Origin of the sequence: Dactylosporangium sp. NPDC005572 (assembly GCF_040605515.1) — a bacterium.
In the GTDB taxonomy this organism is placed as follows: Bacteria; Actinomycetota; Actinomycetes; order Mycobacteriales; family Micromonosporaceae; genus Dactylosporangium.
The window spans coordinates 3493-27691 of record NZ_JBEXCY010000027.1 but is presented as its reverse complement, the minus strand read 5'-3'; the positions used below and the strand labels follow the sequence as shown (position 1 = coordinate 27691).

General features: G+C 71.7%; 18 protein-coding genes and 1 pseudogene. 7 read left to right on the top strand and 12 right to left on the bottom strand.

Going from position 1 to position 24199, the window contains the following annotated elements:
* Positions 1 to 654: 654 nt before the first annotated feature.
* Positions 655 to 1800: pseudogene (gene rmuC / locus ABZS66_RS16280) on the bottom strand (DNA recombination protein RmuC); the annotation flags it as partial.
* 36 nt (positions 1801 to 1836) lie between these two features.
* Here rmuC and ABZS66_RS16275 point away from each other — a divergent pair.
* A complete protein-coding gene (locus ABZS66_RS16275; protein ID WP_354758240.1) occupies positions 1837 to 2643 on the top strand; it encodes a hypothetical protein in 807 nt (268 codons plus the stop codon).
* An 88-nt stretch (positions 2644 to 2731) separates the two neighbouring features.
* Here ABZS66_RS16275 and ABZS66_RS16270 read toward each other — a convergent pair whose 3' ends face one another.
* The 5 genes from ABZS66_RS16270 to ABZS66_RS16250 form a co-directional block, all read right to left on the bottom strand.
* The gene (locus ABZS66_RS16270; protein WP_354758238.1) at positions 2732 to 4492 is read right to left on the bottom strand and encodes a tetratricopeptide repeat protein; all 1761 of its coding nucleotides are present in this window, start codon (positions 4490 to 4492) and stop codon (positions 2732 to 2734) included.
* A gap of 157 nt (positions 4493 to 4649) precedes the next feature.
* Entirely contained in the window at positions 4650 to 6455 is a 1806-nt protein-coding gene (locus ABZS66_RS16265; protein WP_354758236.1) for an ABC transporter ATP-binding protein, read from the bottom strand.
* The gene (locus ABZS66_RS16260; RefSeq protein ID WP_354758234.1) at positions 6445 to 8199 is read right to left on the bottom strand and encodes an ABC transporter ATP-binding protein; all 1755 of its coding nucleotides are present in this window, start codon (positions 8197 to 8199) and stop codon (positions 6445 to 6447) included. Before ABZS66_RS16260 ends, ABZS66_RS16265 begins: the two co-directional genes overlap by 11 nt.
* 20 nt (positions 8200 to 8219) lie before the next feature.
* Positions 8220 to 8741 carry a methylated-DNA--[protein]-cysteine S-methyltransferase gene (locus ABZS66_RS16255; RefSeq protein WP_354758232.1) on the bottom strand — a complete coding sequence of 174 codons (522 nt, stop codon included), beginning with the start codon at positions 8739 to 8741 and terminating at the stop codon, positions 8220 to 8222.
* Complete coding sequence (locus ABZS66_RS16250; RefSeq protein WP_354758230.1) at positions 8738 to 10132, bottom strand: AlkA N-terminal domain-containing protein; 1395 nt, start codon at positions 10130 to 10132, stop codon at positions 8738 to 8740. The genes ABZS66_RS16255 and ABZS66_RS16250 overlap by 4 nt, the downstream gene beginning before the upstream one ends.
* Positions 10133 to 10293: 161 nt before the next feature.
* On the opposite strand from ABZS66_RS16250, the gene ABZS66_RS16245 reads away from it, so the two are divergent.
* Positions 10294 to 10800: a hypothetical protein gene (locus ABZS66_RS16245; RefSeq protein WP_354758228.1), complete on the top strand. Its 507-nt coding sequence runs from the start codon at positions 10294 to 10296 to the stop codon at positions 10798 to 10800.
* A gap of 59 nt (positions 10801 to 10859) precedes the next feature.
* Entirely contained in the window at positions 10860 to 11819 is a 960-nt protein-coding gene (locus tag ABZS66_RS16240) for a helix-turn-helix domain-containing protein (protein ID WP_354758226.1), read from the top strand.
* A 162-nt stretch (positions 11820 to 11981) separates the two neighbouring features.
* Here the strand turns inward: ABZS66_RS16240 and ABZS66_RS16235 are convergent, their stop codons facing one another.
* Positions 11982 to 15491, bottom strand: a complete 3510-nt coding sequence (locus tag ABZS66_RS16235; protein ID WP_354758224.1) for a S8 family serine peptidase — start codon at positions 15489 to 15491, stop codon at positions 11982 to 11984.
* A 115-nt stretch (positions 15492 to 15606) separates the two neighbouring features.
* A complete protein-coding gene (locus tag ABZS66_RS16230) occupies positions 15607 to 16413 on the bottom strand; it encodes an AAC(3) family N-acetyltransferase (RefSeq protein ID WP_354758222.1) in 807 nt (268 codons plus the stop codon).
* Between ABZS66_RS16230 and ABZS66_RS16225 the strand changes: the two genes are divergently transcribed.
* Positions 16376 to 17308 (top strand): sugar phosphate isomerase/epimerase family protein, encoded by a 933-nt coding sequence (locus ABZS66_RS16225; RefSeq protein ID WP_354758220.1) that lies wholly within the window; start codon positions 16376 to 16378, stop codon positions 17306 to 17308. The two genes, ABZS66_RS16230 and ABZS66_RS16225, sit on opposite strands and share 38 nt — an antisense overlap.
* A gap of 6 nt (positions 17309 to 17314) precedes the next feature.
* Positions 17315 to 18388 carry a redox-regulated ATPase YchF gene (gene ychF, locus ABZS66_RS16220; protein ID WP_354758219.1) on the top strand — a complete coding sequence of 358 codons (1074 nt, stop codon included), beginning with the start codon at positions 17315 to 17317 and terminating at the stop codon, positions 18386 to 18388.
* A gap of 22 nt (positions 18389 to 18410) precedes the next feature.
* On the opposite strand, the gene ABZS66_RS16215 is transcribed toward ychF, so the two are convergent.
* Positions 18411 to 18722: a 4a-hydroxytetrahydrobiopterin dehydratase gene (locus ABZS66_RS16215; protein ID WP_238010189.1), complete on the bottom strand. Its 312-nt coding sequence runs from the start codon at positions 18720 to 18722 to the stop codon at positions 18411 to 18413.
* A 206-nt stretch (positions 18723 to 18928) separates the two neighbouring features.
* Between ABZS66_RS16215 and ABZS66_RS16210 the strand changes: the two genes are divergently transcribed.
* Positions 18929 to 19327, top strand: coding sequence for a (deoxy)nucleoside triphosphate pyrophosphohydrolase (locus ABZS66_RS16210; RefSeq protein ID WP_354758348.1), 399 nt, complete (start codon positions 18929 to 18931; stop codon positions 19325 to 19327).
* Complete coding sequence (locus ABZS66_RS16205) at positions 19324 to 19827, top strand: DUF1990 domain-containing protein (protein ID WP_354758217.1); 504 nt, start codon at positions 19324 to 19326, stop codon at positions 19825 to 19827. Before ABZS66_RS16210 ends, ABZS66_RS16205 begins: the two co-directional genes overlap by 4 nt.
* Positions 19828 to 19950: 123 nt before the next feature.
* Here ABZS66_RS16205 and ABZS66_RS16200 read toward each other — a convergent pair whose 3' ends face one another.
* Genes ABZS66_RS16200 through ABZS66_RS16190 form a run of 3 tightly spaced genes read right to left on the bottom strand, consistent with a single transcriptional unit; the run spans position 19951 to position 23645 of the window.
* On the bottom strand, positions 19951 to 20949 hold the full coding sequence (locus ABZS66_RS16200) for a succinate dehydrogenase/fumarate reductase iron-sulfur subunit (RefSeq protein ID WP_354758215.1): 999 nt from the start codon (positions 20947 to 20949) through the stop codon (positions 19951 to 19953).
* A complete protein-coding gene (locus tag ABZS66_RS16195) occupies positions 20949 to 22814 on the bottom strand; it encodes a fumarate reductase/succinate dehydrogenase flavoprotein subunit (RefSeq protein ID WP_354758213.1) in 1866 nt (621 codons plus the stop codon). The genes ABZS66_RS16200 and ABZS66_RS16195 overlap by 1 nt, the downstream gene beginning before the upstream one ends.
* 9 nt (positions 22815 to 22823) lie before the next feature.
* Positions 22824 to 23645: a hypothetical protein gene (locus ABZS66_RS16190; RefSeq protein ID WP_354758211.1), complete on the bottom strand. Its 822-nt coding sequence runs from the start codon at positions 23643 to 23645 to the stop codon at positions 22824 to 22826.
* Between the last annotated feature and the right edge of the window lie 554 nt (positions 23646 to 24199).

Below are 24199 nucleotides of genomic sequence, written 5' to 3'. Positions count from 1 at the left end.
CGAAGGGCCGGAATCGCGACGGGCCGTGGTGGCGAAGGGCCGGGACTTCGAAGGGCCGGTGTGGCGAAGAGTCGAGGCCGACGAGGCAGACCGAGTGGTTCGGCTGGGTGGTGGGCCAGCGGGGCAGGCCACCCGGCGCCGGTCGAGACTCAGCGGCTGGCGGGAGGTGGCCGGCTACTGCGGCGGGTCTTCGCGATACGCGGCCATCAGGAGCATGGCGTACTCGGCGGCCGAATCGTGGACCGTCGGCCGATCGGAGGCGTCTGTCCCCACAAGGTCCGGGTCCGGGTCCGGCTCATGCCGCTCGGAGCCTTGTTTCGCAGGGGCACCCAGCGCCTCAGACCCCGGCGCAGTGGAGGGCGGCCCGGCGGGAGGCCGCGTGATGGAAGGCGGCGTGGTCGACTGCGGCACGGCCGGCGGTGGCGATAGCGGCGATGGCGTGGTCGACGTCGGCGCGGTGGACCCCGGTGCGGTCGGCTGTGACGTGCCGGTTGGTGGTGGTGCGGCCGGGCCTAATGCGGCCGGGCCTGGCGCGGTGGGCTGTGGCGCGTTCCTGGGCGGTGGTGCGGTCGGGCCCGGTGTGGTCGGTGGTGGTGGGCTGGTCGGGTGCGGAGATGACGGCGGCGGTGTAGAGGGCTGGGGGAGTGCTGGGTGTGGGGGTGGTGGGGTCAGTTCGGGGGAGTGGAGGGTGCGGGGGGACAGGTCGACCTGGGGTGGGGGTGGGATCAGGTCGGGGCTGATGCCCAGGTCGGCCAGCTTGCGGGCGGAGACCAGGACGCGGGACTCCAGGGAGCCGACGGCGCGGTTGTAGGACGACACGGCCGTGGTCAGGGCCGTGCCCACCTTGGACAGGTGGTCGCCCATTGTGGACAGTCTCGCGTAGAGCTCGCGGGCCGTGCGGTGGACGGCGAACGCATTCGTGGTCAGGGAGTCCTGGCGCCAGCCGTAGGCGATCGTGCGGAGCAGCGCGACCAGCGTCGCGGGGGTGGCCAGGACCACGTTGTGGGCGAAGGCGTGCTCCAGCAACGACGGGTCGTGTTGCAGGGCGGCGTCCAGGAATGTGTCGGCCGGGACGAACAGGACGACGAACTCCGGGGCCGGCTCGAAGGCGGACCAGTAGGACTTGGCTGACAGCGCGTCGACGTGGGCGCGCAGGTGGCGGGCGTGCTGGGTCAGGGCGGTCGTGCGGGCGGGCTCGTCGCGGGCCTCCATCGCCGCCAGGTAGCCCTCCAGCGGGGCCTTCGCGTCGACCACCACCTGGCGGCCGCCGTGCAGGCGGACCACCAGGTCGGGGCGCTGGACGCCCACGTCGGTGACGGTCGTCACCTGCTCGTCGAAGTCGCAGTGCTCCAGCAGGCCGGCGACCTCCACGATGCGGCGCAGCTGGTGCTCGCCCCAGCGGCCGCGGACCTGCGGGGCGCGCAGCGCGCCGACGAGCTGGCGGGTCTCGGTGCGCAGCTCGCCGGAGACCTCGTGCATGGCGCGGACCTGCTCGCGCAGCGACTCGTAGGCGCCGACGCGGTCGCGCTCCAGCTCGGCGATCCGGCGCTCATAGCGCTGCAGCGCCTCGTGCAGCGGCGCGACCGCGTCGGCGACCGCGTCCTGGGTCTGCGCGCGGGCCTCGAACGTCAGGTTGCGCAGGGAGGACTCCAGCCGGGCCTCGCCGTCGCGGGTCGCCTGGAGCGTGGCCTCCAGCTTCGCCAGTTCGACCGCGGACCGGGAGCGGGCGACGAACCAGCCCACGAAGACACCGACGGCCAGACCCACGATCAACAGCAGGAGTTCCACGTCGATCAGCATGCCTTAGGGGTATGACAGAAAAGGTACCTTCGAAGCATGGGTACCTGGATCGTCCTCATCGTGCTGGTCGCCGCGGTCGTCGCCGTGGCGGTCGCGGTCGGCAACGGCCGCAAGAAGCGGGCGGCGCAGCAGTTGGCCGACGCCCGGGAAGACGCACTGCGCTGGTACGAGCGCCTGGGCGGGCAGGTGATGAACCTCTCCGGCGACACGCCGGCGGTCAAGCAGGCGCTGGTCGACGCGGGCGAGCGGTACAACGCCGCCGGCTCCCAGCTTGAGCGCTCCACCACCGTGAAGCAGTACGAGCTGGCCCGCGAGACGTCCCTCGAGGGCCTCGCCTACGTGCGGGCGGCCCGCCTCGCGCTCGGCCTCGACCCCGGCCCCGACCTGCCGCCGCTCGCCGGTGCCCGGGCCGCCGGCCAGATCACCAAGGACCGCGAGATCGACGTCCAGGGCCACAGCTACCGGGCCAGCCCGCAGCCGGGCAACGCGACGCCGTACTACTACCCCGGCGGCCGGGTCGCCGGGCGGGGCGTGCCCGCCGGTTGGTACTCCGAGCCGTGGTGGAAGACCGCACTCGTCGCCGGCGCCTGGGGCGTCGGCTCGCTGCTCGTCTTCGATGCCCTGTTCAGCCCGGCCTGGGGCGACAGCGGCTACGACGCGGGCTTCAACGCCGGCTTCGACCAGGGGATGGACCAGGGCCTGGACCAGGCCGGAGACATGGGCGCGGACCCGGGCGACTACGGCGACGCGGGCTTCGGCGAGGCCGGCGGCGGCGACTTCGGCGGCGGCGACTTCGGCGACTTCGGCGGCGGCGACTTCGGCGACTTCGGCGGCGATTTCTAGCCGAAGCGAGAGCCGAAGCGAGAGCCGAAGCGAGCGCCGAAGCCAGCGCCGAACGAAGCGACGAAGAACGAAAGAGCCGAACGAAGACCTAGTAACGATGCGAGCCCTGCGCCCCGCGCAGGGCTCGCTCAGCAAGCGCCAGATCCGAAGCGGCGGCCCGCGCAAACGGACTGCTCGCACCGAGCAACTGCGCATAGACGGCCTGCGCCGCACGGTACTCGGTGATGGCCTCGTCCAACCGCCCAAGGTCGTGCAGCACGCTGGCCAGCCGGTGCCGCGACACGGCGGTGTCCAGGTGCACCGGCCCGAGCAGCCGTAACCGGCTGCCGAGCACGGCCCGGTGCTCCGCCTCGGCCTCGCCCAGCCGGCCGGCGTGGTGCAGCGCCGAGGCCAGCAGCGACCGGCTCATGAGCGTGTCCCGGTGCTCCTGCCCGAGCAGCCGCGCCCGCGCCCGCATCACGGTGTCGTGCTCCGCGATGGCCCGGTCGAGCTCGCCCATGTCCTGGTACACCTTGGCGAGGTTGCTCCGGCTGATCAGCGTCTCCTGGTGGTTGATGCCCAGCACCCGCGTGCGCGCCTCCAGGACCCGCTGGTGCTCCGCCTCCGACCGGGTCAGGTCGCCGAGCTGGTGGTAGATCGTCGCCAGGTGGCTGCGGCTGGTGAGCGTGTCGGGGTGGTCCTCGCCGAGGATGCGCATGCGCGCGGTCATGACCTCGTCGCACTCGACGAGCGCCTCGGCCAGCCGGTCGAGGTCGCGCAGCACGGTCGCGTGCTGGTCGCGGGCGGTCAGCGTGTCCGGGTGGTCCCAGCCGAGCGCGTGGGCGCGGGCGTCGACGATCTCCCGGTACGCCTCCTCGGCCTCCTGGAGCTGGCCGCGCCAGTGCAGGTCGGTCGCGCGCTGCCAGCTCGCGGAGTCGTCGTAGACGCGGGGCGCGGGCGAGGGGCGCCGCCGCGGCTCCGGGGCGGGCCACTCGACGGGCACCGGCTCGGGCTCCGGATCCGGCGCGGTGTAGACGGTCGAGCTGGTGACGTAGGCGGGCTCGTCGTCGTCGAGATGCCCGCCGGCCTGCTGGTGGGGAATGGATGCGGAGGAGACCGGCCGCGTGGGGATGCGGACATGCTCGTCGGCCTCGACGAACGACGGCACCTCCAGCGGCGACTCCAGGCCCCGCCGCCGCAGCTCGCGCTTGAGCGAGACGATCGCGTCGGAGATCCCGTCGGAGGGGTCGCCGAGCCGCCACGCGACGGCCGCGACGGGCGCGTCGAGCAGCGTGCCCAGCTGCCGCACCGAGGACAGGATCGACTCGTCGGGTGCCGCGTTGACGATCACCAGCGCGGCCCGGAACGGCGCTGTCGCGCCGACCAGCAGCGCCTGATAGGTGTTCTGCATGCGGGAGATGGAGAACCCGGTGCCGGCCCGGATGTCGACCATGATGTGCAGCTCGGACATCGCGATCGGCCCCAGGAAGTACCCGAACACGGGCTGCAGCTTCTGGCCCTCGCGCCCGGCCGCCTCGTAGAGCGCGGCGTTGGCGCCCTCGTGATAGGCGATGGCCTGCGGCGCGTGGCCCCGGATCAGCTGCACGAAACGGTCGTAGGCGCCCTCGGCGTCACCGTCCTGCTGGGCCTTGCCGGCGGAGGCGAGCCGCTCCTCGCGGTCGGTCGACCGGACCACGATGGCGCCACCCGAGAGCCCCGCGAGGCCGACGAGGACGCCGGCCGCGACCAGCGCGGCGGCCCCCGCCGTGCTGCGGAACTGCACCGTCGTGAGCACGCCCAGGGCGACCAGGGCCAGCCCGACGAGCACGACGGTGAATCGAGTCTGGCTGCTCCATCGTCCGCCAGTCATCGGTCCTCTTCTGCAAGCTGCCGTCACCGCAAGCGACAGGTCCGGATCATCAGCGTGACGAGAATCCTCCCACGAATGAACTCATCCACGATAGATCGGTTGCGTGAACCCCCGCCATTCATGCGCGGGGACGCAGAATCTGTCAATTACCCGACAGTCAGAGGAGTGAATCGCGCCATTGTGTGTGGAGTTCCGCGTAATGCCCACCGCCCCGAATGAGTGAGGCGGGCGGCCCGTCCTCCACGACCCGGCCGCCGGACAGCACCAGCACCCGGTCGGCGATCTCCACTGTGGACAGCCGGTGGGCGATGACCAGCGCCGTGCGCGACGCCAGGATCGTGCGCAGCGCCTCCTGCACCAGGCGCTCGGACGGAATGTCCAGTGAGGACGTCGCCTCGTCCAGGATCAGCACCGCCGGGTCGGCCAGGAACGCCCGCGCGAACGCGACCAGCTGCCGCTGCCCCGCCGACAGCCGCCCGCCGCGTTTGCGCACGTCGGTGTCGTAGCCGTCGGGCAGCCCGCGGATGAACGGGTCGGCGCCGATCGCGGCCGCCGCCGCCTCGATCTCCGCGCGGGACGCGCCGGGCCGTCCAAAGCCGATATTCGATGCCACGGTACCGCTGAACAGGTAGTTCTCCTGAGTGACCATCACGACCGCGCGCCGCAGGTCGTCCTCGGCGATCGACCGCAGGTCGACCCCGTCGAGCCGCACCTCGCCCGACGTCGGGTCGTAGAACCGCGCCACCAGCTTGGCGACCGTCGACTTCCCCGCGCCCGTCGCGCCGACGAGCGCGACCGTCTGCCCGGCCGGGACATGCAGATCCAGCGATGGCAGCACCACCGTGCCGGAGCGGTACGCGAACGACACGCGGTCGAACGTCAGCGCGCCCGCCGGGTGGCGCAGCGGCGCCGGCGCCGCGGGCTCCGGGACGGCGAACGGCTCATCCAGTACCGCTGCCAGCTTCTCCAGGGCCGCCGTCGCGGACTGGAGCGTGTTGTAGAACTGGGCCAGCTCCTGCATCGGCTCGTAGAACCGGCGCAGGTAGAGCAGGAACGCCGCGAGCACGCCCACCTCGGTGTGCCCGTGCAGGACGCGCCAGCCGCCGTAGGTGAGCACGATCGCGATCGAGACGTTGCCGATCACCTTGATCGCGGGGGAGTACGTCGCGACGAGGCGCTGCACGGTGAGGCTGGCCCGGCGGTAGTCGTCGTTGACCGCGCCGAAGATCTCGTCGTTGCGCCGCTCGCGCCGGAACGCCTGGACGGCACGGATGCCGCCGAGCGACTCCACGAAGTGGATGATGACCAGCGCGATCGTCTCACGGGTGCGCCGGTACGCCCGGGCGCTCGCCCGCTGGAACCAGCGCGACAGCAACAGCAGGAACGGGAACGACGCCAGCGTGACCAGCGCCAGCGGCGGGTCGAGCCAGAGCAGGATGCCCGCCACCGACAGCACCGACAGGCCGGCCAGCACCAGGTCGTCCAGCGCCCCGTCGGCCAGTTCGGAGATGTTGTCGACGTCGCTGGTGAGCCGCGCGATCACCCGGCCGGACGTGAAGCGCTCGTGGAAGCCGATCGAGAGCCGCTGGAAGTGGCGGAACACGCGGGTGCGCAGGTCCAGCAGAACGGCGTTGCCGACCCGGCCGGAGAGCGCCAGGTACCAGCGGCGGGTGAGGAACTCCGCCACCGTCGCGCCCGCGAACGCCACGGCGACGGTGATCAGCACGCTCGGGTCGCCGCGCTCCGCGGTGAGCGGCGGGATGCCGCGGTCGATGCCGAGCTTCACCAGGTAGGGCCCGGCCATCCCGGCGAAGTTCTGGGCGAGCAGCAGCCCGACGAGGATCGCGATCCGGCTCTTGTACGGGCGCAGCAGCGACGCCAGCAGCCGCCGGCTCGCGACCCGGGCCGTCGGGTCGGGCTCCTCGGTGGCGGTACCGCGCCACCGCTGGACGTCAACTGCCACGGAGCACGTCCCGGTAGCCGGCATGGTGGGCCATCAGCTCGGAGTGGGTGCCGATCGCGGTCAGCCGCCCGTCCTCCAGCAGCGCCACCCGGTCGGCGAGCGCGACCGTCGACGGCCGGTGCACGACGAGCAGGGCGGTGGTGCCGGCGAGCACGGTCGACAGCGCCGACTCGACGAGCGCCTCGGTGTGCACGTCGAGCGCGGAGAGCGGGTCGTCGAGCACCAGCACGCGGGGCCGGCCGACGACCGCCCGGGCCAGCGCGAGCCGCTGCCGCTGGCCGCCCGACAGCGACAGCCCCTGCTCGCCGACCCGCGTGTCGAGGCCCCACGGCAGCTCGTACGCGAACTGGGCCTGCGCGATCTCCAGCGCCTCGGCGATCTCGTCGTCGGTCGCGTCGACCCGGCCCAGCGTGAGGTTCTCCCGCACGCTCATCGAGAACAGCGTCGGGTCCTCGAACGCGGTGCCGACGATCCGCCGCAGCGAGTCGAGCTTCAGGTCCCGCACGTCGTGGCCGTCGATCGTGATCCGGCCGGCGTCGACGTCGTAGAGCCGCGGCACCAAGGACACCAGCGTCGTCTTGCCGCTGCCGGTGAGCCCGACGATCGCGACCGTCTCGCCCGGCGCCACGTCGAGGTCGACGCCGCGCAGGACCGGCCGGCCCGGCTCGTAGCCGAACTCGACGCCCTCGAACCGCAGCCGTCCCTCCACAGTGGACAGCTCGGCGGCGCCCGGCCGGTCGGTGATGGACGGCGGCGTGTCGAACACCTCGTAGATGCGCACCGACGCGCTCATGGCCTCCTGCGCGTTGGCGATGATCCAGCCGAGCAGGTCGATCGGCCAGACCAGCATGCCCTGCAGCGCCACGAACGCGACCAGGGCGCCGATCGTCAGCTCGCCGCGGGCCACCAGCACCGCGCCGGCGACCAGCACGATCGCGAGCGTCACGTTCGGCACCAGGTCGAACTGCGACAGGGTCCGGGCGATCATCCGCGACTTGCCCACGCCCAGGTCGTGGACGCGCCGCGCGCCCTCGCCGAAGCGCTCGCCCATGTAGGCGCGCCGGCCGAACGAGCGGATCACCCGGATGCCCTGCGCCGACTCCTCGATCCGGGTGGTCAGGTCGCCGAGCTCGTCCTGGAGCTCGCGGGACGCGGCGAAGTACCGCGCGGTGAACCGCCGGCTGATCACGAACAGCGGGACCGCGCTCAGCGTGACGAGCACCCCGAGCGGCCAGTAGAGGTGGATGAGCAGTGCGGACACGGCGATGTAGGTGCCGACGTTGAGCACGAAGAAGAACAGCCCGAACGACAGGAACCGCCGGATCGTCGACAGGTCGGCGGTGGCCCGGGAGAGCAGCTGCCCGGACTGCCAGCGGTCGTGGAACTCGAGCGGCAGGCGCTGGAGGTGCGCGTAGAGGTCCTGGCGGAGCTTCGCCTCCATGCCCACCGACGACGCCGACTGGGCCCACCGCCGGATGAAGCTCAGCAGCCCCTCCAGCAGGCCGAGGGCGACGGCGAGCGCGCCGAGCAGGAACAGCCCGCGGGTGTCGCCGTGGCGGACCGGCCCGTCGACGACGTGCTGGATGAGGATCGGGATGGCCAGGCTGGCGGCGGTCGACGCGACGGCCGCGACCATCGACCACGCGGTGACGCCGTAATACGGCCGCAGGTAGCTGCGCATCCGCCACAGCGCTCTGGCCTTCGCTGACCGCCGCTCCTCCGGGGGAACGACGGCCAGCGACATCACTCCAAGTTAGCCAGCGTTCACATTGGCGCCAAGCGATATTCCGACAACTGGCGGGCGGCCTCGAAGTCGAGCAGCCAGCGCTTCACCGGCAGGCCCCAGCGGAACCCGCCGAGCGTGCCGTCGAGGCGCAGCACCCGGTGGCACGGCACGAACAGGGCGGCGGCGTTGCGCGCGCAGGCCTGCGCGGCGGCCCGGATCGCGGGCGGCCGCCCGGCCCGCACCGCGAACTCCGAGTAGGTGACGGGCGCGCCGGCCGGGACCGTGCGCAGCACGTCCCACGCGTGCATGAGGAACTCGCCGCTGTGCTGGCGCACCGGTACCGCGTCGATCGCGGTCAGGTCGCCGTCGAGGTACGCGTGGACGGCCTTGGTCACGTCGCCCACGTCGGCCTTCTCGCTGGGAACGACGTCCAGCCTGGCCAGGCCGGTCAGTGCGGCGACGTCGGAGGTCCAGCCGCTCGCGAGCACCACGCCGTCGGCGTCGACGACGGTCGTGAACGGGCCGGCCGGGGTGTCGGTCGTGGCGTAGGACAGGTTCACTGCATCCTCCAGAGTCGGATCACGGCGTACGAGCGCCAGGGGCGCCAGCGCTCGGCGTGCGCCGCGAGGGATTTCGGGTCGTCGGGCAGGCCGGCGGCGCGGGCGCCGCGCAGCACGCCCAGGTCGGTGGGGAGGAACGCGTCGGGGTCGCCCAGGGCGCGCATGGCCGTGTACTGCGCGGTCCAGTCGCCGATGCCCGGCAGCGCCTTGAGCCGGGCGACCGTCTCGGCGCGGTCCCCGCCGCCGTCGAGGTCCAGGCCGCCCTCCGCGACGGCGGTGGCCAGCGCGCGCAATGTGCGCCGGCGGGACTCGGGCATGGAGAACGCCTCGTCGGGGAGGGCCAGGAACTCCTCCGCCGTCGGGAACAGCCCCGTGACCAGGCGACCCAGCACCGTGCGGGCCGCGGCGACCGAGATCTGCTGCCCGACGATCGCGCGGACCGCGATCTCGAAGCCGTCGGTGGCCCGCGGTACCCGTACACCTTCTTCTTTGGCCACATAGGGCGCGAGTGCGGGGTCGGCCCCGAGGACCGCGTCGACCGCCGCCGGATCGGCGTCCAGGTCGAACAGCCGGCGGCACCGTGCCACGGCCGGCGCCAGGTCGCGCAGGTCGGCCAGGCGCAGCGTCGCCGCGACGTGCCCGGGCTGCGGCAGCAGCGTGGCCCGGCCGGCGCCGTGCGGCAGGCGCAGGTTGCGGTGGTACCCGTCGTCATCGACCGCGTCGATCCCGTCGACCGTCCGCGAACCGAGGAACGACAGCAGCGCCTCGGCGTGCAGCGGCGCCCGGTACGGCAGGCGGACGTGGACGACGCCCTCGTCGTGGACCGGCTGGGTGCGGCGGGCCCGCAGCTCCGACGGGGTGCGACCGTAGATCTCGCGCACCGTGTCGTTGAACTGCCGGACGCTGCCGAACCCGGCCGCGAACGCGATCTCGGCCAGCCCGAGCCGGCTCGTCTCGATGAGCACGCGGGCGGTCTGCGCCCGCTGGGCCCGGGCCAGCGCGAGCGGTCCCGCACCCACCTCCGCGGTGAGCATGCGGTGGAGGTGGCGTTCGGTGTACCCCAGGCGCCCCGCCAGTCCGGGCACGCCGTCCCGGTCGACGACCCCGTCGGCGATCAGCCGCATCGCCCGCCCGACCACGTCACCGCGGATGTCCCAGTCCGGGGAGCCCGGGGCCGCGTCGGGCCGGCAGCGCAGGCAGGCCCGGAAGCCCTCGCGCTGCGCGGCGGCCGCGGTCGGCAGGAAGTGGACGTTCTCCGGCTTCGGGGTGATCGCCGGGCAGGACGGGCGGCAATAGATACCGGTCGACCTGACGCAGGTCACGAAGACCCCGTCGAACCGGGCGTCCCGGCTGGTGGCCGCCTTGCGGCAGGTCTCGAAGTCGAGCTCCATGCCACCCATCCTGCCCCGGTGGTGGGGCAGCGGCTGGCGGTTTTCGGACGTGGGTATGGACTGTCGGTCACCCGGCACTTTTCCGGGATTCGCCCGGCCCTGCGGTGCCCTAAGTTTGTTGGCAGCCGAACGGTAACCCCCGGAACATGGAGACGACAGCGATGAGTGAGTACGACACCGGCGCCCAGGACCCTCAGGTTGTCGAAGTCGAGGGTGAGGACGGCTCGACGATCTACGCCGTCGACGAGAACCACGACGGCCTGGCCGAGGCCGGCGCGTACGACGCCGACAGCGACGGCCAGATCGACGCCGTGGCCGTCGACACCGACGGTGACGGCACGCTGGAGACCGAGCTCGTCGACCTCAACGGCGACGGGCAGTTCGACGCCGTGTTCGTCGACACCGACGGCGACGGCATCAAGGACATGGCCGGCCTCGACCGCGACGGCGACGGGCTGATCGACCGCGTCGTCGCCGACACCGACGGCGACAACAAGATCGACACCGACGTCCGCGACGACGACTTCGACGGCGTCGCCGACAAGATCTCGGCCGACACCGACGCCGACGGTGACAAGGACGTCACGGTGACGGACGAGGACGGCGACGGCACGTTCGAGACGGTCCACTACGACGACCCGACCACGAACCCGCTGGCCCAGGCCTGATCCGTCGCGGGGGCCGGCGGCCTCTGGCCTGCCGGCCCCCGCCTTCGTAGAGTCCCTGCATGCTCGACGAAACGGAGCTCCTGGAGCCGGCCGAGCAGCAGGCGTACCGGCTGCTGGTCCGGCTGTCCGCGGCCGGCGTCGACGAGCTCGCCGGCACCGCGGAGATCCCCGTGCCCGAGGCACGGCGGCTGCTCGAGTCGCTGCGGACCAAGGGGCTCGTCCGGGGTGGCCCCGTGTTCGAGCCGCTGCCGCCCGACCTCGCGCTCGGCGACACGCTGTCCCGGCGGCAGCGCTCCCTCGACACCGCCCGGCAGATCGTCGCCGGGCTCAGCGAGGAGTACCGCGCGACGACGCGCCGCCGCCGGGCCGACCACCTCGTTGAGATCGTCGTCGGCGCCGCGGCACTGCGGGAGCGGCTGCGCGACCTGCAGGACGGTGCCCAGGACGAGATCCTGTGGTTCTGCCGGGCCAATCCGATCGCGATGAGCGGGCCCGACAACACCGAGGAGAACCCGGCGCTGGAGCGCGGCGTGCGGTACCGCGCGATCTACGAGCGGGCGCTGCTGGAGATGCCCGGCGAGCTCGACAGCATCGCCGACGGCGTACGGCGGGGCGAGGAGGCCCGGGTCATCGACGTGCTGCCGGTGCGGCTGGCCGTCGCCGACCGCGCGATCGCGATCTGCCCGCTCGTACCGGACCAGGAGCTCGGGCTCGGGGAGCCCACGGCGGCGCTGATCCGCCGCAGCGAGCTGCTCGACGCGCTGGTGGCGCTGTTCGAGGGGTACTGGGACCGGGCCTCGCCGCTGCTCGTGGACGCCGACGGCCAGACGCTCGACGAGTCGGAGCGCTTCCTGCTGTCGCTGTTCGTCGCCGGCTTCCCGGACAAGTCGATCGCCTCGCAGCTCGGCGTGAGCCGCCGCACCGTGCAGCGGCGCCTGGAGCGGCTGATGGCGGCGGCGGGCGTGGACACCCGCACGGGCCTGGCGTTCCAGGCCGGCCGCCGTGGATGGCTGGCCTGAGGTTCTGGTGCCGCCGGGGCCGGCTTGGGCCGAGCCGGCCCCGGCGGGCTGGGTGGTGCGGTGGTGCCGATCCGGGCCGCGTGCCGCGAGGGCTGATCGACGGCACGCGAACCCGGTTGCCGGTGCGGGGCCGGAGAAGGCAGGCCGGCCCCGCACCGGCGCCTAGGAGAGGCCGTACGCGCGGATGACGGTCTGCGTCACCGCGTTGCCGGCCCGGTCGGCGGCGTGCACGCGGAGCGAGACCGCGCCCTTCCCGCCGGGGATGATGGCGACATATGCCCCACCGGCACCCGCCACGAAGGCGCGCTGCCACGTCGCGCCGTCGTCGAACGACACCTCGACCGTGGCCCCGGTCGCGCCCGGCACCCGGACGGCGACCAGGTGCGGGCGGCCCGGCACCGTGCCGGTCAGGTCGGCCGGCACGCCGTAGTCGACCTGGAGCAGCGGCAGGGCGGTGGTGCGGTCCGTCCGGCCCGAGCGGAAGTCCCACACGGTCTCTGTCCGAGTGCCGGTCGTCCACTCGTCGCTGCTCCGCGCGACCGACATGGCCAGGCGGTACGCGGCCGGCCCGGACGGCACGGTGACGTCCTGCCAGCCGTCGGGCAGCGTGGCCAGCGGCCGGCCGTCCCGGCTCAGCGTCGCCGTGAGCGCGTCCGCCTCGCCGATCGTCACGTGGCCGGCGGCGTCGGCGAACGCCGGGATCCGCAGCGCGAGCGTGTCGCCGGTGCGGGTCGCCGTGCCGGCCGGCCGGACGACCGGGCCGAACCAGGTGTCGCTGCCGCGGCCGGGCCGGTAGCTGCGCGGCGGCTCGACCATCCCGTACTGCAGCGGGCCCCAGTCGCTCCACGGCAGGTCGTGGGCGACCCGGTGCTGCCAGAGCGTGTCGCCCGCCGAGACCCACTCGGTCCGCTCGACGCCGGTCGCGGTGGTGCGGCTGGTGTCGTTCCAGGAGTACTCCTGCCACGGCCGCCAGCCGAACCGCTGTTCACCGGCCCAGCGCAGGCCGCCGCTGTCGACGTACCGGGTGTCGATGCGCATCGAGTTCGCCTCGGTCACCTTGTGCACGATCCGGTCGGGGATCCGGCCCTCGGAGACCTGGAACACGTCGTAGAGGTACGGGCTGGCCGGCGTCAGCGTCAGCTCCAGCGTCCGCGCCTTGACGAGGCGGGTGCCGACCTCATTCGGTACTGCCAGAGCCACCATCGGCGACCGGTCACCCTGCGGCGTCCAGTTGGTCCACGCCGACTGGTCCGCCGGGCGCCAGAGCAGCGCGACCGCGGCACCCTTCGCGGCGACCTCGGCGACCTGCTCCTCCTCACTGCGGTCCGGGGACGCCGGGATCAGCACCGCCTTGCCGCGCAGGTCACGCTCGCCGTAGCGGACCAGTTGGTACCGCCGGGTGCCGGGGAACGTCGGCGAGTACGCGGTGAGGTTGAGGTCGACCGGCGCGCCGTCGGCCGTCGCCCGCACGAGCGGTGCCACGAGCTGCCAGCGCGAGGCGAACTCGAACTTCCCCTTCGCGAGCTTCCGGGTCGGGGTGACGCTGACCTGCTCGACGTTGCTGAAGTGCATGACGCCGTGGTCGATCTGACGGCCGGTGCCGGTGATCCGGTGGGCGTAGTAGCTCAGGACCGTGCGCTGCTCGGACGGCTTCGGCGTCTCGATCGTGATCGGCCGGGCCTTGCCCGGGTCGAGGACGACCGTGACGTCGCGGTCGACGACCAGTTCCGGGTCGACGATGAGCGTGGCCCGGTCGCTGTCCTCGATGACCGCGTGCATCAGGTACGCACCCTCCTGCACGTCGTAGACCCGCTCGCCGGCGCCGACCCAGTCGATGACGTCGAACCGCGCGTCGTCGCCGAACAGCGTGAACACCGGCACCGAGACCGGCGCGCGGACCGTGACCCGGTGGTGCGGGCCGTCGATCGTCGCGGCGAGCGCGGTGGTGACCGTGATGCCGCCGGCGCCGGTGGCCGTCACCCAGCCGCCGTAGACGCCCGGTTTGCCGTTGGCGAGATCGAGGTGGACCGATGCCGTGCCGTTCACGGGGACGGTGACGGTGTTCGATGTCAGCGTGACGCCCGGCATCTGGGTCGCCAGCGTCAGCACGACGGGTGCGGCGCCCGCGTTGCGGTAGGTGACGTCGCTGGCGCGGTCACCGCCGAAGGTGATCGCCGCCGTGCCGGTGACCGCCTGGGTCACCGCGCGGGCCACGTCCACGCGGCCGGCGCCCTGCTCGTAGACCGCCGCCCCGGCGGTGGTCTTCGCCGTGCTGACCAGGGCGTCCTTCAGCCGCGCCCCGGACCAGTCCGGATGCTGCTGGGCGAGGACGACCGCGGCGCCGGCGACGTGCGGCGTGGCCATCGAGGTTCCGGAGGCGGCCGTGTACAGGTCGTCGACCGGCTGGCCCATCGACGTGCCGGCGGCCCGGGCCGCGACGATGCCCACGCCCGGCGCGGTGATCTCCGGCTTGAGCACCTGGTCGCCGATGCGCGGGCCGCGGCTGGAGAAGTCGGCGATCGCGTCGGCGCGGTCGACCGCCCCGACGGTCAGGGCCGCGTCCGCGGCGCCCGGCGTGCCGACCGTCTGCGCGGCCGGACCGGCGTTGCCGGCGGCGACCACGAACAGGGTGCCAGTCTCGGCACTGAGCCGGTTGACGGCCTCGCTCATCGGGTCGGTGCCGTCCGACGGGTCGCCGCCGAGACTCATGCTGACGACCCGCGCGCCCTGGGCCGCGGCCCACTCCATGCCGGCGATGATCCAGGAGTCGTACCCCGAGCCGTTGTCGTCGAGCACCTTGCCGACGAGCAGGTCGGCGCCGGGGGCGACGCCCTTGCGGGTGCCGTTGCCGGCCACGGTCGCGGCCACGTGCGTGCCGTGCCCGTGGTGGTCGACGGCGTCACCCGTCTCGGTGAAGTTGACGGCCTGCTTGACGCGGCCCTTGAGGTCCGGGTGGGTGGCGTCGACGCCGGTGTCGAGCACGGCGACCTTGACGCCCGTGCCGTCGAGCCCGGCCTGCCAGGCGGTCGGCGCGCCGATCTGCACGGTGCTCTTGTCGAGGCTCGCGCGCGCCTTGCCGTCGAGCCAGATCTTGTCGACGCCGCCGGGCATGGCCCGGGCGTTCGGCTGGGCCGACGACTGGGCCGACCAGAATCCGGCGAGGGCCGTCTTGTCGGCGCGGATCGCGGCGCCGCCGATGCTGGGCAGCGCGCGGCCGTTGCCGGCCAGCATCCGGGCGCCCGACTCGGCCGGGGCGCCGCCTGCGTAGCGGACGATCAGCGGCAGGGACGACGCCCGGTCGTCGGCGTAGCCGTCGGCGACGAGCTCCTCGACGTCGAAGAGGTTCGCGTCGAGGCGGCCGGCGCTGAGGTACGGCACGACGTCGCTCGGCAGCACCCGCAGCCGGCCGTCGACCTCCAGGGTGTGGAAGGTGACGCGCTCGCGGCCGGCGCCCGGGCGGACCGCCGCGGCCACCCGGCCGTCGCCGGCGGGGGAGAGCTCGACGACGTCGCCGGTGATGAGCGTGATCCGGACGGGTTTGCCGATGCCGGCCCGCGTGCCTTGCGGGGCGGCGCCGGGGTCGGCGTGCGCGGCGCTGGGGGTGGCCGCCACGCCGCCGAGGGCGAGCACGCCGGCGATGAACGCGGCGGCGCGACGCATGGGGGATCGCATGATTGGGGGCTCCTCGGGTCACGAAGATGCGACTGCCGGAAGTCTGGAGCCCGAACGTTTCGCGTCGTACCGGTCGCGCCTGCCGCAGAGAGGACATGGCGCGAAGTGGACACCGTCAATCGATGCCGTTGCGATGGCGCAGCGACAGCCAGTGCGCGCCGAAGTTCACTAGGGCGCGCTGGCGCATGAGCCGGCCGGTACCGGCGCCGACCGGGCCGGCCCGCTCGGCGCCGGTGAGCGTCGCGAAATCGGCGCCCAGCGGCTCGAACAGCGACGTGTCGTCGGCCAGCTCGCGGTACTCGACCCAGCGCCGCTCGCCGTCGACGACCATCGGCGAGCCCTGCCGGAGGTACCGCTTCGGACCCTCGGCCCGGTACTCGGCGAGGTGCAGCGACGTGTTGTTGTCGTGGCCCACGCCGAGCAGCAGCACCCAGGCGTCCGCCTCGTACAGCCGGGCGAGCGGCGAGCCCTCGCCGAGGCCGTCGTCCAGCGCGTGGCCGGCGGTGATCGCCTCCGCCCGCGGCCCCAGCGCGGCGAACGAGACCGTCGGGTGGGCGCTTCGCAGTACACCCGGAAATCGCCGGAAACACTCGACGATCGCGCCCATGAATCCGGTCGGGGTGACCTGCGGGTCGTAGGCCGGGGTCTCCCGCCGGATGATCTCCCACCAGGACTCCGGCACGGGCGGGTTGCCCCAGTCGGCCGGCTCGGTGAGGTGGCGCGAGTGCGTCGGCATCACCAGCGTGCCGTCGGGGCCGAGCGCCTCCCGGAGGGCGAGGGCGACGGCGTGGGCGCCGCCGGCCACCCAGCCGAGCTGGGAGAGCGAGGAGTGGACGATGACCGTCGATCCGGGCTGCACGCCGAGGGTCCTCAGGTCGCCGGCGATGCTCGTGACCGTGCCCGGCGTCTGCGTTCGCTCCACCGCTTTGTGCTCCACGGCAAGCCACCATACTGGGCGCATGGTTGCTGGGCGCATGGTTTCTTGGGCGCTGTCCGGGTTCGCGGATGAGATCGACGCCGATCCCTCGGTCCAGCTGGCGGTGCTGCTGGCCCTCGGTGCCCGGCACGTCGAGGTGCGCAGCGCGTGGGGGGTCAACGTCGTCGACCTCTCCGACGCGCAGGTCGCCGCGCTGGGGTCGCTGGTCGCCCGGCACGGCATGGCGGTCTCAGCGGTGGCGTCGCCGATCGGCAAGTCGGACGTCTTCGCCGACCCGTCCGTGGAACTGGCGCGGCTGCGGCGGGTTCTTGTGGTCGCTCAGCGACTCGGCGCCCGTTATGTGCGGATGTTCTCGTTTTATCGGCCGGCTGGGGTCTCTTTTGCTGCTTGCCGTGACGTTGTGCTCGCCCGCATGCGGGCATTCGCGGACGTCGCCGAACGGGAATCGATGATCCTCGTGCACGAGAACGAGAAGGACATCTATGGCGACGTGCCGTCGCGCGTGTTGGACGTGATTGAGTCGGTCGGCTCGCCCGCGCTGCGGGTCGCCTGGGACAACGCGAACTTCGTACAGGTCGGCGTGCGGCCGTTCACCGACGGTTACGCACAGCTCCGGCCGTACCTCTCGTATCTCCAGGTCAAGGACGCGCTCGCGGCGACCGGTGAGGTGGTCCCGGCCGGTGCCGGTGACGGCGAGCTGGCGGAGACGCTGACCGCGCTGCGTGACGACGGGTGGACCGGGTTCGCGTCGCTGGAGCCGCACCTTTTCGACCCCGCCTTCCCGGACGTCCTCTCCGGCCCGCGCCGGTTCGGTGAGGCGGCCTCGGCGTTCCGGTCACTGACCTCCTCGCTCGGCATCTCCTTGTCGGCCGTAAGCTGACATGTCGTGGCACTCACCATCGGCATCGTCGGCCTGCCCAACGTCGGCAAGAGCACTCTGTTCAACGCCCTGACGAAGGGCGACGCGCTCGCCGCGAACTACCCGTTCGCGACCATCGAGCCCAACGTGGGCGTCGTCGGCCTGCCCGACACGCGCCTGACGAAGCTGGCCGAGCTGTACGACTCGCAGAAGGTCATCCCCGCCCCGGTGTCGTTCGTCGACATCGCCGGGCTCGTGCGCGGCGCGTCGAAGGGCCAGGGCCGCGGCAACGCGTTCCTCGCCAACATCCGCGACGCGTCGGCGATCTGCCAGGTGGTGCGGGCCTTCTCCGACCCGAACGTGGCACACGTCGACGGCAAGGTCTCGCCCGCCGACGACATCGAGACGATCAACACCGAGCTGATCCTGGCCGACCTCCAGACGATCGAGAAGGCGCTGCCCCGGCTGGAGAAGGAGGCCAAGGTCCGCAAGGAGCGCGCCGGTATGGTCGCCGCGGCCAAGGCGGCGGGCGAACTGCTCAATGGCGGAACGACCCTCTACGCGGGCGGCTTCGACGTCTCCGAGCTGGGCGAGCTGCACCTGCTGACCGCCAAGCCGTTCCTGTACGTCTTCAACGTCGACGAGGCCGGCCTGGCCGACGAGGCGTTCCTGGACGACCTGCGCAAGCTGGTCGCCCCGGCCGAGGCGATCTTCCTCGACGCGAAGATCGAGTCGGAGCTCACCGACCTGGACGAGGAGGAGGCGCTGGAGCTCCTGGCGTCCATCGGCCAGCCGGAGCCGGGCCTGCACCAGCTGATCCGGGTGGGCTTCCGGACCCTGGGCCTGCAGACGTACCTCACCGCCGGCCCGAAGGAGGCCCGCGCCTGGACGATCCCGGTCGGCGCGACGGCTCCAGAGGCCGCGGGCGTGATCCACTCGGACTTCCAGCGCGGCTTCATCAAGGCCGAGGTGGTCTCGTACGACGACCTGATGACGGCGGGCTCGATGAACGCGGCGAAGGCCGCGGGCAAGGTCCGCATCGAGGGCAAGGACTACGTGATGCAGGACGGCGACGTGGTCGAGTTCCGCTTCAACGTCTGACGTATGGCCGTCGGCGCCGTCGCTATGCAGCGCCGGCGATGATGTTCTTGTACAGGTCCTCGATGCGGGCGGCCAGCGTGACCTCACCAGGGGAAAGGTCGGTCGTGCCCGGGACACGGAGGCGGATCTGGGTGCGGCCGTCCAGGCGACGCACGTCCGGCCGGACGCCGACGGCATCCGCGACCACTGCCATTCGCTCCGTCAATGCCGCATGCTGAGAGTCGTCGAGATGCAACGTCCGGCGGATCTCGCCGCCATCGTGCGTCCAGCCTTGCAGAAGTGCCAGCGCATCGCTGAGATAGTCACGATGATCGTCGCTCCACCGGGCCCGCATTTCGACCTACCCTCCCACGGCATCGTTGCCGGCTTGTGGCCGTTTCGAAGCCTGCCCGTCATCAACGGTGTCTGCAAGTCTGACGAGCAACCGGTGGATCTGTCCACGGCCACATTTCCCTCGTCTGGTGAACAACAGGGCATAGCCCGCCACCGGAACTTCATTTCGATCTGGCACTGTGGGTGGTCGTGCAGACCGAACGGTTGATGCCAAGGATCATCGTGGGCGCCGCGATCATCTCCGCGGGGCGCGTTCTGGCCTGCGAGCGTGCATCGCCGCCCGAAATGGCCGGAAAGTGGGAGTTTCCCGGTGGGAAGGTCGACCCCGGCGAGACCGAGGAGCAGGCCCTGATCCGGGAATGCCAGGAAGAACTCGGGGTCGACGTCGAGGTCGGCCCGCGCGTGGGCGCCGACATCGCGATGCTCAACGGCAGCGCGATTCTCAAGGTGTACCTCGCGACGCTGGTCAACGGCGCTCAGCCGGTACCACTCGAGCACAGTGACCTTCGGTGGCTGGCCGTCGACGAGCTGGACAGCGTGCCCTGGCTGCCGGCCGACGCGCCGATCGTCGCCGCGCTGGAGCCGTTGCTACCGTCGTCGGCGTGACTCTGACGTACCCCGAGGTCGGCGCGACCCGCGACGACCGGCTGCCTGCCGGCTACCGCCACGTCACGCGGCGGGTGCGCGTCGGCTCCGGGCCGGCCGTGTTCGCTGCGGCTCGCGCTGGACTCGCGCGCTGGCAGCCTCAGCGCGGCGCCGGTCTGCGCGTGCGCACCGGCGCCGACCGGCCCGCGGTGGGTGTCGAGTTCGCCACCGGGATCGGCCTGGGTCCGCTGCGCCTGTGGGTGCCGTGCCGGATCGTGTGGGTCGTCGACGAGCCCGACCGGTACGGCTTCGGCTTCGGTACGCTGCCCGGCCACATCGCGCGCGGCGAGGAGTCGTTCCTGCTCTCGACCGACGATGCCGGCGAGGTGTGGTTCGACGTGCGCGCGTTCAGCCGCCCGGCGAAGTGGTGGGTGAAGCTCGGCGACCCGGTGGCGCGCCTGGTCCAGTCGCGGGTCACGGACCGTTATGCGGCCGCCATGCAACAGGGGCCCCTGCCGTAGCGGCAGAGGCCCCTTCATCAGTCGTTGCAGTGCCCGTCGGCTCGATGCCCGTCGGCTTCGTGCCGTCGGGCTTCAGTGCCCGTCAGGCTTCGTGCCCCGTCAGGCTTCGTGCCCCGTCGGGCTTCAGTGGCCGTCGGGCGAGGACGGGTGCTGGTACCGGAGCTTCTCCGGCGGTAGCGGGAACTCCTGGTCGTCACCGAACGGCGACGCCGCCGCGGCCCGGTCCAGGTAGAGCTCCGCGACCGTGAGCTTCCCGTCGGGACCGACCGGCGCGCCCTGCGGCTGCGGTCCCTCCTGGTGCCAGTTACCGCCCTTGTCCGCTGCCCGGCCGGACCCGGTCGCGGCGTGCGCGGCCACCGGCTCGTCGAGCTGGTCACGACGGAAGATCTTGCGCCCAAGCCAGGTCACCGGGTCGTACCTCCGATCGACAACGCGTTCCTTCATCGGGATGATTGCATTGTCAGTGATTTTGATGTGCTCCGGGCAGACTTCGGTGCAGCACTTGGTGATGTTGCAGTAGCCGAGGCCCTGCTCCGCCTGCGCGAGCTCCTTGCGGTCGTGGCGCGCGTCGAGCGGGTGCATATCGAGCTCCGCCGCCCGGATGAAGAACCGCGGGCCGGAGAAGGCCTGCTTGTTCTCCTCGTGGTCCCGGATGACGTGGCACACGTTCTGGCACAGGTAGCACTCGATGCACTTGCGGAACTCCTGCGAGCGCTCGACGTCGACCTGCTGCATGCGGTACTCGCCCGGCTCCAGATCCTTCGGCGGAGCGAACGCCGGCAGCTCACGCGCCTTCTGGTAGTTGAAGTTCACGTTCGTGACCAGGTCGCGGATCACCGGGAAGGTGCGCAGCGGGGTGACCGTCACCGTCTCGTTGTCGTCGAACGTCGACATCCGCGTCATGCAGCCCAGGCGCGGCTTGCCGTTGATCTCCATCGAGCAGGAGCCGCACTTGCCGGCCTTGCAGTTCCAGCGCACGGCCAGGTCGGGCGTCTGCGTCGCCTGCAGCCGGTGGATGACGTCGAGGACGACCTCACCCTCGTTGACCTCGACCTGGAAGTCCTGCAGCGACCCCCCGTTGTCGTCGCCCCGCCAGACGCGGAAGTGGCGATTGGTGCCCATCACAGCTCCTCGTCGGTCATGTACTTGGCCAGCTCACTGCGCTCGAACAGGCCCTGGAGCTCGGGGCGCATCACCGGGAGGGGCTTGCGCTCCAGCCGGACGTCCTCGCCGTCGAGCGAGCAGACCAGGTTGATCCGACGCCAGTTCGGGTCCATCTTGGGGAAGTCCTCGCGAGTGTGCCCGCCGCGCGACTCGTTGCGCTCGAACGCGGCCTTCGCGGTGCACTCGGACACGATGATCATGTTGCGCAGGTCGAGCGCGAGGTGCCAGCCCGGGTTGTACTTCCGGCCGCCCGCCACGCCGACCTTCTTGACCCGCTCCTTGAGCTCCGCCAGGCGGACGATCGAGTCCTGCAGCTCGCCCTCGCGACGGATGATGCCGACGAGCGTGCCCATGATGTCCTGCAGGTCGGCGTGCAGCGTGTACGGGTTCTCGCCGCCCTCGCCCCGCTGCAGCGGGGCCAGCGCCGTCTCCACCGCCGCGTCCACCGCCGCCGCGGTCGGCTTGCGCCGGCCGGTCGCGGTCGCGTGCGCCGCCGCGTACTCGCCGGCCCGCTTGCCGAACACCAGCAGATCGGACAGCGAGTTGCCGCCGAGCCGGTTGGAGCCGTGCATGCCGCCGGACACCTCGCCGGCCGCGAACAGCCCGGTCACCGCCGCCGCCGTGGAGTCGGCGTCGACCTCGATGCCGCCCATCACGTAGTGGCAGGTCGGGCCGACCTCCATCGGCTGCTTCGTGATGTCGACGTCGGCCAGCTCCTTGAACTGGTGGTACATCGAGGGCAGCCGCTTGCGGACCTGCTCGGCCGGGAGCCGGCTGGCGATGTCGAGCAGCACCCCGCCCGCCTGCGTGCCCCGGCCGGCCTTGACCTCGCTGTTGATCGCGCGGGCGACCTCGTCACGCGGCAGCAGCTCCGGCGGGCGCCGGTTGTTGTCCGGGTCGGAGTACCAGCGGTCGGCCTCCTCCTCGGTCTCCGCGTACTGCTTGCGGAAGACGTCGGGGACGTAGTCGAACATGAACCGCTTGCCGTCGGTGTTGCGCAGCACGCCACCGTCACCGCGGACCGACTCGGTCACGAGGATGCCCTTGACCGACGGTGGCCAGACCATGCCGGTCGGGTGGAACTGGAGGAACTCCATGTTGATGAGCGTCGCGCCGGAGCGCAGGGCCAGCGCGTGGCCGTCGCCGGTGTACTCCCAGGAGTTCGAGGTCACCTTGTACGACTTGCCGACACCGCCGGTCGCCAGCACGATGGCCGACGTCTCGAAGAGCACGAACTCGCCGGTCTCGCGGTAGTACCCGAACGCCCCCGAGATCGCGCCGTTGTCGACGAACAGCTCGGTGATCGTGCACTCCTGGAAGACCCGGATCCGGGCCTCGTAGTCGCCGTGCTCGGCGTAGTCCTCCTGCTGCAGCGAGACGATCTTCTGCTGCAGGGTCCGGATCAGCTCCAGGCCGGTGCGGTCACCGACGTGCGCCAGCCGCGGGTACTCGTGGCCGCCGAAGTTCCGCTGGCTGATCTTGCCGTCCTTGGTGCGGTCGAACAGCGCGCCGTAGGTCTCCAGCTCCCAGATGCGGGACGGGGCCTCCTTGGCGTGCAGCTCCGCCATGCGGAAGTTGTTGAGGAACTTCCCGCCGCGCATGGTGTCGCGGAAGTGGACCTGCCAGTTGTCGTTGGCGTTGACGTTGCCCATCGCCGCCGCGGCGCCGCCCTCGGCCATGACCGTGTGCGCCTTGCCGAACAGCGACTTCGAGATGATGGCGGTCTTCTTGCCCGCGAGCCTTGCCTCGATCGCGGCCCGCAGGCCGGCGCCGCCGGCGCCGATCACCACGACGTCATAGGTGTGTCGCTCGATGTTGGTCATCGGAGTTCCTCAGTTAAAAATGCGCAGGTCGGTGATCCAGTCAGCGGAGACGGCCATGATGTACGCGTCGGTCAGGATGACCGTGAACAGCGAGGTCATGGCGAAGGTCCCGTGGCGCGTGTTCAGCTTCGAGATCAGCGTCCACATCTTGTACCGGACCGGGTGCTTCGAGAAGTGCTTGAGCCGTCCGCCCATGACGTGCCGGCAGGCGTGGCAGCTGGCCGTGTACCCCGCCAGTGCGATCACGTTCACCACGATGATCAGCGACCCGAGCCCGATGCCGAAGTCGCCGTCGGCGCCCTTGAACGCGTGCAGCGCGTCCCAGACGTTGATCAGCAGGATGACCGCGGCCAGGTAGAAGAAGTACCGGTGCGAGTTCATGAAGACGAGCGGGAAACGGCTCTCACCGCTGTACTTCTTGTGGGGCTCCTGCACGGCGCAGGCCTGCGGCGACAGCCACAGCGAGCGGTAGCCGCTCTTGCGGTAGTAGTAGCAGGTCACCCGGAAGCCGGCGACGATCGGGAACGCGGCGAGGCCGAGCGGCAGCCAGGCCGGGAACGCCCCGAACGGCGTGCCGAAGTGTGACGACCCCGTGACGCACGAGTCGCTCAGACACGGCGAGTACAGCGGCGTCAGATACCCGTAGTCCTCGACGAAGTACCACTTCGCCATGAAGATGCGGATCGTCGAATACACGATGAAGAACAGCAGAATGGCCGCGATGGACAACGGCGAGACCCGCCACCCGTCCGTCCGCAATGTCTTGGCGCTGATCGCGGCGCGCGGCCCCGCGCCAAAGGCTGACCGAGGCCGGGTCGGCGTGGTCGTCATGGTGAGTGCTCCCTGGACGGGCTTGGGTTGTTGTAAGAGTTCTCCGATGTACCGATCTGTGGTCGGTGCACACGTTACGCCCGATCACTGCAGCGTCGTGCGTTGGGAGTCTGGCGTGTGTCGAACCGATGACGAAAGACCTTGCGGATATTCCACGGGCGGATGTGCAGAACTTCACTCCCGTCACCTGCACCACACCAGCACCTGAGCCCACAGCGCCAGCGCACTGGATGGCCATGTTTCGGCAGTTTACGCCGCTTCGCCCTGCTTTGTGCCGTCCCGGCTGCGGTGCGGCTTTCTGCGAGCGCGTGCCTTTTCTGCAGGTGGTGGAGGAGCGGCCCCCACTGGCTGTGGCGCTCTACGGCGCGATGCCGGGTGGCACACCGCAGCCTTCCCGCACGGCGGCTCCCACGCTGCCGGCCCCGTCGCCGTCCCGGTTGCTTGCTCGGGTCGGCTCCTCGGCTCCTCGGCTCCTCGGGTCGGGTCGTGGGGCCGCGCCGGGTCGTGGGGCCGCGCCGGGTCGTGGGGCCGCGCCGGGTCGTGGGGCCGCGCCG